The sequence below is a fragment of the Streptomyces sp. NPDC006529 genome (genome assembly GCF_040611795.1).
GTDB lineage: Bacteria > Actinomycetota > Actinomycetes > Streptomycetales > Streptomycetaceae > Streptomyces.
In genome coordinates, this window is the sequence record NZ_JBEXPB010000039.1 from 14,193 (window position 1) to 27,463 (window position 13,271).

A 13,271-nucleotide genomic window follows, 5' to 3' on the forward strand; every position below is an offset into this window, starting at 1 on the left:
GGCAGCGACGCGTACGAAGGGGGCCGGGCAGGACGCGAGTCCTGCCCGGCCCCCGCGCGTCGGCGAGGACCACTCCCCCCACTCCGAAGAGGATCGCCATGCCGCCTCATCCCCGCCGTGCCCGCAGAACACCGGCTCTGCTGGGCGCCCTGCTCACCGCACTCCTCTCACTGGCCGCGCTGCTGAGCGCCACGTCGGCCGCGCAGGCCGACACGACGCTCTGCGAGGCCTACGCAACGACGACGATCCAGGGCCGCTACGTCGTCCAGAACAACCGCTGGGGCACCGGCGAGAGCCAGTGCGTCGCCGTCACCGACACCGGTTTCCGGATCACCCGGGCCGACGGATCGGTCCCGACGAACGGCGCCCCGAAGTCCTACCCGTCCGTCTTCAACGGCTGCCACTACACCACCTGTTCGCCCGGCACCCGCCTCCCGGCCCGGCTCGACGGCATCGCGGCCGCGCCCACCGCCATCTCGTACGGCTATGTGAACGAGGGGGCCTACGACGCGGCCTACGACATCTGGCTCGACCCCGCGCCCCGCACCGACGGGGTGAACCGCACCGAGATCATGGTGTGGTTCAACCGGGTCGGACCGGTCCAGCCCGTCGGCTCACGGGCCGGCTCCGCCACCGTGTCGGGCCGCCAGTGGGAGGTGTGGTCCGGCAACAACGGGACCAACGACGTGCTGTCCTTCGTCGCGCCGTCGGCGATCACGAGCTGGAACTTCGACGTCATGGACTTCGTCCGCCAGGCCGTCTCCCGGGGGCTGGCACAGAACAGCTGGTACCTGACGAGCGTCCAGGCGGGTTTCGAGCCCTGGCAGAACGGCGCGGGCCTCGCCGTCACCTCCTTCTCCTCGACGGTCACCACGGGTTCCCCCGGTGACCCGGGCGGCCCCGGTGGCGGCGCGGCCTGCACGGTGGCGTACGGGACCAACGTCTGGCCGGGCGGTTTCACCGCCGACGTCACCGTCACCAACACCGGCTCCGCCGCCGTGCGCGACTGGAAGCTCGCCTTCACCCTCCCCTCCGGGCAGCAGATCACCCAGGCCTGGAACGCGGGCGTCTCGCCCTCCTCGGGAACCGTCACGGCGACCCCCGCGGGCCACAACGCGGAGATCCCCGCCGGCGGGCGGACCTCCTTCGGGTTCCAGGGCACCTACGGCGGCGCCTTCGCCAAGCCCGCCGGTTTCAGCCTGAACGGGAGCGCCTGCACCACCGCGTGAGCCCGCCGGATCCGTCCCCGGCCCGCCCGGGGACGGCCGGTCGGGCCCGCCCCGGGACGCGGCTAGGCTGGTCGCATGACTGTGCTCGTGTACGAAGACTTCGGTACCGGACGCCATCGGGAAGCCTCCCTGATCCGGCACGCCCTGGGCAGCGTCCACGACGAGGAGCTCGTCGCGGGCCTCGCCGGCGGGATCGGCTTCATGTACTTCGTCTTCGCGTACGAGGGCCGCGTGCCCCTGCCCACCCTCGTCGCCCAGGCCTACCCGGAGCCCTGGGTGCAGGTCGCGCTCGGCCGGCTGGGAGTGCCGTACGACGCCACGCGGGCGATGAAGCCCCGCTGGGGCCGGGTCCGGGCCGCGCTCGACGAAGGGCAGCCCGCCTTCTGCGTCGTCGACCGCTCCTCCCTGCCGTGGCACGAGAGCGACCCCGACGCCGAGAAGACCGGCGCCGACCCGTACACCGTCGTCATCGCCGGGTACGACGGCGACGACCTGCTGATCGAGGACGGCGCCGAGACCCCGTACCGGATCGACCGCGAGGAATTCGGCGCGGCCTGGACGGCCCACCGGGGCGGCCGCCACCAGCTGGTCGTGCCCACCGGTCCGCCCGAGGGCGAACCGGACGTCGAAGGGGCGATCGTCTCCACCGTCACCCACCTCACCGGCCTGGTGCTGGGCAACCAGTTCGACGTGAACTTCGGCTTCACCGGCATGCAGAAGTTCGCCGCGGAGCTGCGCGACGGGACCACCGCGGCGGGCTGGGAGCAGCGCTTCGGCGGCTCCCCCGAGGCCTTCCGCACCGCGACCGGGCGGCTGTACCGCTGCCTGGAGGAGGAGTGGACCGCGCCGGGCGCGACCCGGCCGCTGTACGCGGACTTCCTCGACCTGGTCGGGCGCTCCGAGGCGGCCGGACTCTTCCGTGAATCCGGCCGCCACTGGTCGGAGCTGGCCGCTCTGGCCCGGGACGCCGACGCGGACGCCGGCGCCGAGGGGCGCCGCGCGCTCTTCGAGGCGTGCGCGCAGCGCGTGGACCGCTGCCTGGAGCTGGAGGGCCGGGCGGTCGACGCGCTGCAGAAGTAGCGTCCCGGGGGTCCCGCCCCGGTTCGGCCGTGGCCTCAGCCGGGCCGGGGGACCAGCGGTCTGTGGATGGGGTACACGTGGCCCGGGGTCACGATCTCGGTGACCGCCTGGCCGAAGAGCGTGCTCGGCTCCTGGCCGTCGTGGACGACGTCGGTGTTGAGCAGGATGACCATCGTCGCCCGCTCCTGCGGCAGGTAGACGGTCAGGCTCTCGTAGCCCGGCAGCGAGCCGTTGTGGCCGAGCCAGCCCTGCACGTTGAAGATTCCCAGCCCGTACCCCGTGCCCGGCAGGTCCATCGGGGTCGTCTTCAGGCGCTCCGCCTGGGTTGCCGGCGTCAGCAGGGTGCCGGTGGCGAGGATCGGGGCCCAGCTGCGCAAGTCCTGGAGGTCGGAGGTCATCGCTCCGGCCGCCCAGCCCCAGCTGGGGTTCCAGTCGGTCGCGTCCTCGAGCCGCCCCGAGGCGGTCTGGTCCGTGTACCCGTGCGCGTGCGGATCCGGGAGCTGCGCACCGGTGGGGAAGAACGTGCCGCGCAGACCGGCGGGTGCGATGACGTCCCGCGCGATGACGTCGTGGAGCGGTCTGCCGGTGACCTTCTCCACCACCAGGCCGAGCAGGATCAGGTTCGTGTTGCAGTAGTCGAACTTCTGGTCCGGCGCGAACTGCACGGGGTGTCTGAAGGAGTAGTCGAGCAGCTGCTGCGGGACGAACGACTGCCCCGGATCCCCCTCGAGCTTCTTGAGGAAGTCCGGGTCCAAGGTGTAGTTGAACAACCCGCTGCGCATGCCCGCGAGTTCGCGCAGGGTGATGCGGTCGCCGTTCGGAACGCCGGTGACGTAGTCGCCGATGGGATCGTCCAGGCCGATCTTCTTCTGGTCGACCAGCTGGAGGAGGGCGGTGACCGTGAACGTCTTGGTCTCGCTGCCGAGGCGCACGTGGAGGTCGCTCTTCATCGGTGCGCCGGTCGCCTTGTCCGCCACGCCGAAGGTCCGTACGTACGCGCCCTTGCCGGGGGCCCACAGCCCCACCGTCGCGCCCGGTACCCCGGTTTCGCGCATGACCTCGCGCACGGCCGCGTCCAGTCGCGCGGCGACGGCCGGGGTGAGCTGCGGGAAGTGGCCGCCCGCGTCGGGGGAGGGCGGGGCGGTGGAGTCCGAGGGGGCGGTGGCCGAAGGGGAAGGCGGCGGGGCGGTCGCGCCGTACGCCGTCCCGGCGGCCGCCGGGAGGACGAGTGCGCCGGTCACGGCGGCGGCCGTGCAGGCCCGGCGCAGCCGGAGGTGGGTTGGCTTCACCGCATGGTCTCCTTCGTTCGAGGACCCGTTGCGTCCGGTGATCCGGGCACGAGCGGGGGCCCGGGAGAAGAGCCGGCTCCACCACCGTAGGCCCGCCCCGCACCGGCCGCGCGGCGAGTCGCCGTGCGGTTGCGGTGCGGGACGGGTGCGCGGGCGGGTCAGGGGGTCGTCTTGCCCACCTCCAGGTCCGCGGTCGGGTCCTTGACCCTGCCTCCGGGCGGGCCGGCTGCGGTGCTCGTGTTGTTGCCGATGTGCGGGTCGTGCGTCAGGGCGTCGACGGTGGCGGTGTTGCGGATGTCCGAGCCGTCACCGGTGTACTCCGGATCCAGCTTCACCTTGATCACCCAGGTCATCGACGCACCGGGCGCGAGCCGTGGCAGGGCGCCGCAGGTGACGGTCCGTCCGGAGGTGCAGGTGGCGTCGCCCGAGACGAAGCTCAGTGCCGTCGGCAGCGTGTCGGAGACGGTGATCTGCTCGGCCTGCGAAGGGCCGTTGTTGGTGACGGTCAGGGCGTAGTCGAAGGTTTCGCCCGGCGCCACGGGGGAGTTCTGGACGGGCTTCTTGGTGAGGGCGAGATCGGCGGCGGGATCGGCGACGTGGCCGCCGGGGACGGTCGCGGTGCTCGAGTCGTTCTCGCTCGCGGGGTCGATGTTGTCGGCCGTCACCCGGGCGGTGTTCTTCAGGTCGCTGCCGTCGCCGCTGTAGGCGGGATCCACCTTGACGGTGAGCAGGTACTCGACCGTCTCGCCGACCTTGAGCGGGCTGGTGCGCTTGCAGGACACCAGGTGCCCGGCGACGGTGCATCCGGCGGGGGAGGACGACACGTACGACAGGCCCTCGGGGAGGTCGTCGCCGAGCTTGACGTTGAACGCGTCGGCCGAGGGGCCGTTGTTGGTGACCCGGATCCGGTAGGAGAAGCTCTCACCGGGCACCGGCGGCCTGGTGCCGATGGCCTCCTTCGTCACTGCCAGGTCCGCGGTCGGCTTGTTGACGGTGCTGCCGGGCAGGCCCGCCGCGCTGCTGGTGTTGTTCTCCGGCCGGGGGTCCTTGGTGCGGGACGTGGCGGTCGCCGTGTTGCGGATGTCGGAGCCGTCGCCGGTGTAGCCGCTGTCCAGGCGGACGGTGAACCGCCAGGTCCGCGACGCCGCCGGTTCCAGGACGGCCGCGGGCCCGCAGGTGACCGTACCGTCGCTGGCCGAGCAGCCGTCGGGCGAGGACACGAAGGCGAGGTGCGCGGGCAGTTTGTCGGTGACGGTGGTGGCGACCGCGCGGGACGGGCCGTCGTTGTGGGCGCTCACCACGTACGCGAAGGTCTGCCCGGGGGCGATCGGGGTGTCGGTGGCCGGCCGCTTCGTCGTCCACACGTCGGCCTGCGGGGCGGTGACGCCGCCCGGGGGCAGCACAGCGTGGGAGGTGTTGTCGGCGGGCTCCGGGTCCTTCGAGGCGGAGGAGGAGGTCGCGGTGTTGCGCAGGTCGCTGCCGTCATCGGCGTAGGCGGCGTCCAGCTTCACCTTGAAGGTCCACACCACTTCGGCGCCGGGGACGAGCCGGGCCAGCGGACCGCAGGTGACGGTCCGGCCGGACACCGTGCAGGGGTCCGCCGAGGAGACGAAGGTCAGCCCGGCGGGCAGGGTGTCCGTCACCTTGACGTTGCGCGCGTCGGAGGGGCCCTTGTTGGTCGTGCGGACCTCGTACTCGTACTCCTGGCCCGGCACGGTCGGCCCGGTGCCCAGCGGGGTCTTGACGGTGGCCAGGTCCGAGACGGGGCCGAACGGCCCCGGGGGCAGCGCCGGGTCCGGCTTGTTGTTCCCGGGATCGGGGTCGGTGGCGTCCGAGGTGCCCGTGGCGCTGTTCCCGAGGTCCGAACCGTCGCCCTGGTACGAGGGACTCAACCGGGCCTGGAAGCTCCAGCTCTTGGTCTGGTCGGCCGCCAGCTGGGGCTCGGGACCGCAGGTGACGGTCTGGCCCACGGCGGTGCAGCCGTCCGAGGAGTCCACGAACGAGATCCCGGCGGGGAGCCGGTCCGTCGCGGTGACGTTGCGGGCCACCGACGGGCCCTTGTTCTTCGCGGTCAGCGTGTAGGTGATCAGATCACCGGGGGCCTTGGCACGCTGTGTCGTCACCTCGACCGTGTGCCCTGTGCCGGGCAGGGCGGCGGCCGTGGGGACCGGTCCGGTCCACAGGGCCGCGGCGCAGAGCAGCAGGGCCGGGGCCCACACCGCAGGCCGCCGGCCTGGTGTCGTCGTCATCGCGCATCGTTTCCGTTTCGTGCGGAGAGGACCGTACAGAGCGCTGTACGGGAGTGAGGGGGGTGCCGGGCGGGACGGGCGGAGGGGAGCGGGCCCCGGGAGCCCGTCAGCCGGCCGTGGCCCGCTTGGACAGCTCGATGTCGGCGCTCGGCGGGCGGGTCCGCCCGCCGGGTACGCCGTCGGAGCCGCTGTTGTCGAGCGGGTCGGGGTCGGCGGTGTCCGCGCGGGCGGTCGCGGTGTTCCGCAGGGTCGTGCCGTCACCGCTGTACGCGGCGTCGAGGCGCACGGTGAAGGTCCACGAGCGGGTCGCGCCCGGGGCCAGCGCCGCCACCGTGCCGCAGGTGACGCTCCGGCCGACGGCGGAGCAGCCCCCGGCCGAGGAGACGAACGCGAGCGCCGCCGGGAGCGGGTCGCCGACGGAGACCTGACGGGCCACGGAGGGACCGGCGTTGGACACGGTCACCGTGTAGGTGAAGCTCTCGCCGGGCGCGACGGGAGCACTGCTCCCGGCGGCCTTGACCAGCGAGAGGTCGGCCCGGGCCGCCGCGACGCCGCCGGGCGGGGCGGCGGCCGCGCTCGTGTTGTTGGCGGGCTTCGGGTCGGTGACCGCGTGCTGGACCGTCGCGACGTTCCCGAGGTCGGCGCCGTCGCCCTGGTAGGCCGGGTCCAGCCGTACGCGCACGGTCCACGAGGTGCTCGTACCGGCGTTGAGCGCGGCGCGGACCGGACAGGACAGCTCCTGCCCCGACGCCGTGCACCCGTCGGAGGAGGAGACGAACCGGAGCGGGCCGGGGAGCGTGTCGGCGACCCGCACGGACGTGGTGTGGGAGGGGCCCAGGTTGCGCGCGGTGATCCGGTACTCGAACTCCTGGCCCGGGACCACCGGCCCCGGCCCGAGCCCCTCCTTCTCCACCGCCACGTCGGCGCGCGCGGTCACCACCGTGTCGGCCGCGGTGGCGCTGTTGTCGGCGGGGTTGGTGTCCGTCCGGTCGGCCGGGGCGGTGACGGTCGCCGTGTTGGCCAGGGTCGCGGGCTGGGCGGGGGCGGTACCGGTGACCGTGTAGGTCACGGAGCCGCCCCGCTGGAAGTCGGCCGTCGTGTCCAGCGTGCTGCCACTGCCGGAGGCCCGCCCGCAGGTCCCGCCGGTCCCGGCGGCGCAGCTCCAGGTCACGTCGGTCAGGCCGGGGACGGTGTCGCGCACGAGGGCGCCGGTGACCTCGTTGGCCTGGCTGTTGGAGACGACGAGGGTGTACGTCACCGGTCCGCCGCCCGCGGGCACGCTCGCGGGGGAACCGGATTTGGTGATGCTCAGGTCGGCCGGCACGTTGATCTTGAGGTCGTCGATCTCGTGCACGTTGGTGGCGCCGCCGGTGCTCGCGGAGAACCCGACCTTGAGGGTGGCGGGCAGCTTCGGCTGGTTGGCGATGCCGGTGATGTCGTAGTCGCTGATGAGCCGGGTCAGGGCGGTCCCCGGGCCGCTGTCGGACCACACGGACAGGAGCATCTTCGTACCGCTGGGCAGCAGCGAGACGCGGACCGTGCGCTCCTTGGCGCGGCTGCCGGTCTCCACCGTCCCGCCCGGCCCGTCCGCGGCCGTGGCGTAGCGGTAGCCCGTCGAGCCGCTGCCGCCGCCGCGCACCACCACCTTGTTGGGCTGGCCGCCCGGGCCGCCGTTGCCGACCACGTTCGAGGAGAAGTTGCCGAACTCGTCCAGCCCGATGCCGAGGTAGGCACCGGGGACGCCCGAGGCCGAGCAGCGGGAGGCCAGCGGACCCGTGCAGGCGTACCCGAGGCTGCCCCCGGAGGGGCCGGCCCCGTCGGCCGCGGCGCCGTCGGTCAGGTAGAACGACAGCCCGTCACCCCGCTTGCCCTCGAAGGCGGTTCCGCCGTAGGTGGCGTAGCTGAACTCGGCGATGAAGCCGAGGGTGGAGGGGAAGGAGTCCTTCAGCTTCCAGGTGCCCGCCTGACCGGTGCCGGCGGACGTCAGCCGCAGCCAGCCGGTGCCGGTGGCGCTTGCGTTGCCGCTGGTGGTGCCCAGGGTGGTGGAGCTGTCGAACGTCTCGTTCACGGGGAAGGCGAGGGCCCGGGGTCCGCGTCCTGCCGTGGGGGAGCGCTGCGGGTCCACCGTGCTCGTGGCCGCCGCCGCGGGGACGGCCGCGGCCGGGGGTGCGAGGGCCGGCGCCAGGGCGGCCGCGCACAGCAGCGCCACGGCGGCCCGCCGCCACCCGTTGCTCCGGTTGCGGGGCAGTGTCATACCTGGGCGTTCCTCATCTGCTCGCTCGGCGACGCCCCCGGAGGCAGCCGCCACGGGTGCCTCTACGGGTGCCTCTGCATGTGCTGCCACGGGTGTGTCGCGGGTGTGTGTCACGGGTGCCGGCGGCGCCCGTGCTCAGGCGCGCGGCCGTGCGCGGAAGGCCGTCCGCAGCCCCGCCCCGCCCGCCACCAGTGCGCCGGCGGCCCAGAGCAGTCCTGGCGGGACCTTCGCGCCGGAGTCGGCGAGGTCGCCGCGGCCGCCGTGGTGGTCCTCACGGCCCTGGTGGTCGTGGTTGCCCTGCTGGTCGTCGCGGCCGTGGTCGTCGTGGTCGCCGTGCTGGTCGTCGCGGCCGTGGTCGCCGTCGCCGTCGTCCCCACCGTGGTGCCCCTCGTCCCCGTCGGAGACCAGGCACAGCCGGCCGCCGTCCGGACCGGTCGTGTCCGGTGCGTTGGCGTTGTCCGACAGGTCGGGGTCGAAGGTGGCGCTGGTGACCCGGGCGACGTTCTCGATGGGCGTGCACATCCTGGCCGGGGGGTTGGCCCGGTCCGCGGCGGAGGCGCGCACCGTGATCCGGAACTCCGCCGTCGCGCCGGCCGCCAGGCGCTCCCGGGGCGGGCACACCACCATCCGGTCCGCCCCCGGCGCGGTCGCGCAGCCGTCGGGCGAGGAGAGCAGGGTCAGCGAGGCGGGCAGCCGGTCGGTGACCTCGACCCGACGCGCGGTGCCGGGGCCGTGGTTGTGCACGGAGATGAGGTACGAGAAGGTCTCGCCCGGCCTGACGTGTTCCCGTCCCCGTGCGAGCACCGCCGTCTTGCGGAGCGACAGGTCGGCGGTGCGGACGTCGGGCGGAACGTCCAGGCCCGTCAGCGAAGCCGTGTTGTTGCGGGCGTCGGGGTCCGGGGTCGCCGCGTCGACGACCGCCTCGTTGACGATGTCGGAGCCGTCCCCCTCGTAGCCGGGGGCCAGCCGTACGGTGATCATCCACGCGTGGGTCCCGCCCGGCGCCAGCGTCGCCAGCGGCCCGCACACGGCCGTCGTACCGCTCGCGGTGCAGCCGTCGCGGGAGGAGACGAACTCCAGGGAGGCGGGAAGCCGGTCGGTCACGCGGACCTGCCGGGCGGTGGAAGGGCCGCGGTTGGTCACCGTCACGATGTAGTCGAACGTCTCCCGCCCCGCCGGGCCGGCGCCCTCCCGGTGGTCCCGGGGTCCGGAGACGGCCGGCCGCAGGACACCCGACACGGCGAGGTCGGCGCCCGGCTCCGTCGTGAGGCCAGGACCCCGCTCCGTCGCGGGGGCGGGGTCCGCGTCCGTCGCGGGGACGGCGGCGGACGGACCGGCGGGCGTACGGGCCCCGCCCCGGCCTGCGGAGTGCCGTGCGCCCGGGGCGGGCCGGGCGGACGGGTCCACGGGGACGGCGGCGGGAGCGGGCGCGGGGGCCGCCTGCTCCACCGGTGCCGGTGCGGCGGTCGGCGCGGGCGGCGCCGCCGCGGGCGGCTCGGTCGCCGCCGGGGTCGCGGCCGCGAGCGCGGGCGTCACGGGCAGGAACCAGACGGCGGCCGCCGTGCAGGCCGCGGCCGCGGCCCGTCCGTACGGGCCGCGGCCGGGCCGGTTGTCGCAGACACGTCGCATCGCTCGCCCTCCGGAGATGCCGACTCCCCAGGGGTGGAGCGGTTGCGGTCAGCTATTCACACAAATACGGAAAATGGCGCATCCTTCGTGATCATTTGTGGCCAATGGGTGATCGAATTCAGCCCCTCGGTCGTAGGTCCCGCCTGGCGGGTCCACCGCTGCCCGGATCCGCGGGCCCGTTACGGCGCTACGTGACCGGGGCGGGCGCCGGTACCGGGCCGGGCAGCGGGCCGGGGTGCGGCCCCGGATCCGGTACGGGGACCGGGGCGGGCGGGTCGGGCTCCGGCTGCGGCGGGGCGGGAGGTACGGGATCGGGACCCGGCGCGGGGACCGGACCGGGAAGCGGCCCGGGTGCGGGGCCGGGACCCGGCCCCGGGGAGGGCGTGGGCTGGGGCGGAACCGGGTCGGTGGGAGGTGTGCCCATGGCGACTGCTCCTCTGCTGCTCGTGTGCGGGCGGGGGCGGTCGTGGCCGGTGCCCGGCCGCCGGGGACGGCGCCCCCGCGCACCCCGCCCGGCAGGCACGCTGCGGATACCCGGCGCCGACGTCCCCATGCACGGACACCCGACCCGCGCCCGCACCGCGCTCGCGCCCGCCGCCGTCCACCCGTCGCCCGTCGGCCAGGCACGGACGGATTCAGGCCCTCTTGTGCGCCACCGGTCCACCCGGCGGGGAGGGCCGCCGGTTCCGGGGCAGGCGGATCCACGGCCCCGCGGCGCCCGACCGCCGCCGAAAGGCGGTCCCGCACCGGGTCCGCGGGGGAAGAAGATCCAGCCCGCGAAGGGAACGATCATGCTGATAACGGTCACTCGCTCAGGGGGTTTCGCCGCCGTGAAGAAGGAGCGGGCGGTCGACACCTCCGCCCGGCCCGACGCCGCCGAGTGGGAAGGGCTCGCCCGGCGCGTCCTTCCGCAGCCGGTGGCGGACGGGTTCCACTACCGCATCACGGTCGACGGGCAGGTGCTCGACGTCGACGAGAACGGTCTCACCGCCGACCAGCGCAAGCTGATCCGCGCGGTCCTCGCCGAAGAGGCCTGACAACGGCCCGCGCCCGATCCGCACCGGGCGCGACTCCGCCGGTCAACCGTCGGTCACCTCTCGACCGTCCACGGAATCCGTACGCGACGGGGCCCGGCCGGGTGATGCACCCCCGGCCGGGCCCCGTCGCGTACGTGCGCTCGCCCCCGGATACCGGCCGGCTCACCCCACGGCGCGCAAGGCCCGCGTGTGCTCGCGCACCTGCTCGGGGGTCAGGTAGGCGTCGGTGTCCTCGAACTCCCGCAGCGTCGGCGGCCTCGACGACTGGAAGCCCGTCCGGACGAAGTCGTCCCCGGCGGCGGCGTTGAGCAGCCAGTTGGTCATGACCCGGGTCTTGGCCACGTTCGTGCGCAGGGCCGACCAGTGGTACCCGCGGGCCACCGCCTGGGCGGGCAGCCCGCGCAGGGGGATGCCCAGCGGCTTGGACACGGCGTCGGTGCCTCCGAGGTCGACCACCAGACCGAGGTCCTTGTGCACGTAGGGCCGCAGCGGCGCCCCGCGCAGCGATGCGATCACGTTCTCGGCCAGCGTGCGCCCCTGCCGCAGGGCGTGCTGCGCTGTCGGCGGGCAGATCGCGCCGTCGCCGCCCTTGGCGAGGTCGGGCACGGCCGCCGCGTCCCCCAGCGCGAAGACGCCCGGAGCGTCCGGCACCGTCATCTGCGGGGTCACCACCAGGCGCCCCCGCTCGGTCTCGGCGTCTATCGTGGCAATGAGCGGGCTCGCAGCGACCCCTGCCGTCCAGATGAGGGTCCGGCTCGGCAGGACGCGGCCGTCGGTCAGCGTCACCTCGTCCGGTCCCGCCTTGGCGACGCTCACCCCCAGCGACACCTGGATGCCGCGGCGGCGCAGGATGTCGAGGGCCGTGCGCCCCAGCGAGTCACCCAGCTCGGGCATCAGCTTGGGCGCCATGTCCAGCAGGTGCCAGCTGATCTGCCGGCGGTCCAGCCGGGGGTAGCGCTTGACGGCGTGGTCGGTGAGCCGCTGGAGGCAGGCCGCCGTCTCGGTGCCCGCGTATCCCCCGCCGACCACGATGAAGCACAGCCGCGCGGCCCGTTCCGCCTCGTCCTGGCTGGCGTCCGCGAGGTCGAGCTGCGCGATGACGTGGTCCCGCAGGTACGCGGCCTCGGCCAGGGTCTTCATGCCCCGCCCGTGTTCCAGGAGGCCCGGGATGTCGAAGGTGCGGGTGACGCTGCCGGGCGCCAGTACGAGGTGGTCGTACGCCTCGTCTGTCACCTCGCCCGTGATCTTGCGAACGATGCAGACCTTGGCCCGCGTGTCCACGCCGATCGCCGTCCCGGGGATGATCCGGGTGCGGTGGCGGCTGCTGCGGCGCAGCGAGACGGCGACGGACTGCGGTGTCAGGACGCCCGAGGCGACCTGGGGGAGCAGGGGGAGGTAGAGCTGGTAGGAGTTCGGTGTGATCACGGAGATGTCGGCTTCGTCGGGGGACAGCCTGCGTTCCAGGCGCCGGACGCACTCCACGCCTGCGAAGCCTGCGCCCACCACGAGGATCCTCGGTCGCGCCACGGTTTCCGTCCTTTCTCTGGGCCGTCCGGTCACCTGACGCCTGCCCGCTGAGGCGGCGTGTGCACCTCCGGCGGGAACGGCGGCCGGATCGCGCCCTTCCGTCATCGGGGAACCCTCCGCGCACAAACGGGGCTGGGGCCGAACCGTCATGCGGTTCGGCCCCAGCCCCGCCGGCGCGTGAGGTCGTTCAGTCCTTGAAGACGTCCTTGATCTTCTCCTTGGCCTCCCGGGCGTCACCCTTGGCCTGCTCGCCGCGGCCCTCCGCCTCCAGCCGTTCGTTCCCGACGGTGCGTCCGGCGACTTCCTTGATCTTGCCCTTGGCCTGCTCGGTCTTGGCTTCGGACTTCTGCTCACCCGACACTGCTCATCACTCCCTATGCGCGCTGCGAGCGCCCCGCAGGTGCGGCGGCGCCTGGCGTGCTGTGCGTGAGGAAACGTCTTACGCAACCGCTTGTGACCCGTCCGCCGGACGCTAAACGGTGCGTTTTGAGGAACGTGTCCTTCAAGATGCTTGGCCCATCAAGGGTTTCGGGGCGAAAGGACCGGGCAACCGGGCCAGCAGTGGATCGCAGGCTGTGACGAGCTCGATGAGGGAGTTGCTTTTCGTGAACGGAAACGTGTGGGCGTACCGGAAGACGTCGGGCTTCCGGCCGGGCATGGACCTGACCGGCTACAAGGTCGAGGCGACCGAGGGACCCATCGGCAAGGTCGACAAGCACTCCGCCGACGTGGGCTCGTCCTACCTCGTGGTGGACACCGGCGTGTGGGTCTTCGGCAAGGAAGTGCTCCTTCCCGTCCGGGCCATCACGAAGGTGGACGAGGAGGAGCAGCGGATCTACGTCGACCTCACCAAGTCCGAGATCAAGGGCGCTCCCCAGTTCGACCGGGACAGGCACCTCGGCACCGCCGACTACCGCTCCGCACTCAGCACGTACTACGGCTTCGGCGCGTCGTTCGCCCGCCGCACCGCCTGACGG

Annotated in this window: 10 protein-coding genes; 4 read left to right on the forward strand and 6 right to left on the reverse strand. The window is 73.6% G+C overall.

Translation table 11 applies throughout. The annotated features are described in order from the left end of the window. Window positions 1-98 precede the first annotated feature (98 nt). Together ABZY31_RS23815 and ABZY31_RS23820 are read left to right on the forward strand one after the other, a co-directional pair. Window positions 99-1,229, forward strand: coding sequence for a cellulose binding domain-containing protein (locus tag ABZY31_RS23815; RefSeq protein ID WP_356413480.1), 1,131 nt, complete (start codon window positions 99-101; stop codon window positions 1,227-1,229). Between the two features lie 75 nt (window positions 1,230-1,304). Further along, window positions 1,305-2,309, forward strand: coding sequence for a DUF4872 domain-containing protein (locus ABZY31_RS23820; RefSeq protein WP_356413482.1), 1,005 nt, complete (start codon window positions 1,305-1,307; stop codon window positions 2,307-2,309). 35 nt (window positions 2,310-2,344) lie between these two features. On the opposite strand, the gene ABZY31_RS23825 is transcribed toward ABZY31_RS23820, so the two are convergent. From ABZY31_RS23825 to ABZY31_RS23840, 4 genes are all read right to left on the reverse strand, one after another. Further along, window positions 2,345-3,598 (reverse strand): serine hydrolase domain-containing protein, encoded by a 1,254-nt coding sequence (locus ABZY31_RS23825; RefSeq protein WP_356413484.1) that lies wholly within the window; start codon window positions 3,596-3,598, stop codon window positions 2,345-2,347. Between the two features lie 158 nt (window positions 3,599-3,756). Continuing rightward, on the reverse strand, window positions 3,757-5,847 hold the full coding sequence (locus ABZY31_RS23830) for a DUF11 domain-containing protein (RefSeq protein WP_356413486.1): 2,091 nt from the start codon (window positions 5,845-5,847) through the stop codon (window positions 3,757-3,759). A 106-nt stretch (window positions 5,848-5,953) separates the two neighbouring features. Then, window positions 5,954-8,101 (reverse strand): hypothetical protein, encoded by a 2,148-nt coding sequence (locus ABZY31_RS23835; RefSeq protein WP_356413487.1) that lies wholly within the window; start codon window positions 8,099-8,101, stop codon window positions 5,954-5,956. Window positions 8,102-8,236: 135 nt separating this feature from the next. Next, on the reverse strand, window positions 8,237-9,730 hold the full coding sequence (locus tag ABZY31_RS23840; protein ID WP_356413489.1) for a DUF11 domain-containing protein: 1,494 nt from the start codon (window positions 9,728-9,730) through the stop codon (window positions 8,237-8,239). 791 nt (window positions 9,731-10,521) lie between these two features. On the opposite strand from ABZY31_RS23840, the gene ABZY31_RS23845 reads away from it, so the two are divergent. Beyond that, entirely contained in the window at window positions 10,522-10,767 is a 246-nt protein-coding gene (locus ABZY31_RS23845) for a protealysin inhibitor emfourin (protein ID WP_356413491.1), read from the forward strand. A gap of 162 nt (window positions 10,768-10,929) precedes the next feature. Here ABZY31_RS23845 and ABZY31_RS23850 read toward each other — a convergent pair whose 3' ends face one another. Next, on the reverse strand, window positions 10,930-12,294 hold the full coding sequence (locus ABZY31_RS23850; RefSeq protein ID WP_356413492.1) for an NAD(P)/FAD-dependent oxidoreductase: 1,365 nt from the start codon (window positions 12,292-12,294) through the stop codon (window positions 10,930-10,932). Between the two features lie 187 nt (window positions 12,295-12,481). Next, window positions 12,482-12,655, reverse strand: a complete 174-nt coding sequence (locus tag ABZY31_RS23855; protein WP_356413494.1) for a CsbD family protein — start codon at window positions 12,653-12,655, stop codon at window positions 12,482-12,484. Between the two features lie 244 nt (window positions 12,656-12,899). On the opposite strand from ABZY31_RS23855, the gene ABZY31_RS23860 reads away from it, so the two are divergent. After that, window positions 12,900-13,268: a PRC-barrel domain containing protein gene (locus ABZY31_RS23860; protein ID WP_356413496.1), complete on the forward strand. Its 369-nt coding sequence runs from the start codon at window positions 12,900-12,902 to the stop codon at window positions 13,266-13,268. Window positions 13,269-13,271: the final 3 nt, after the last annotated feature.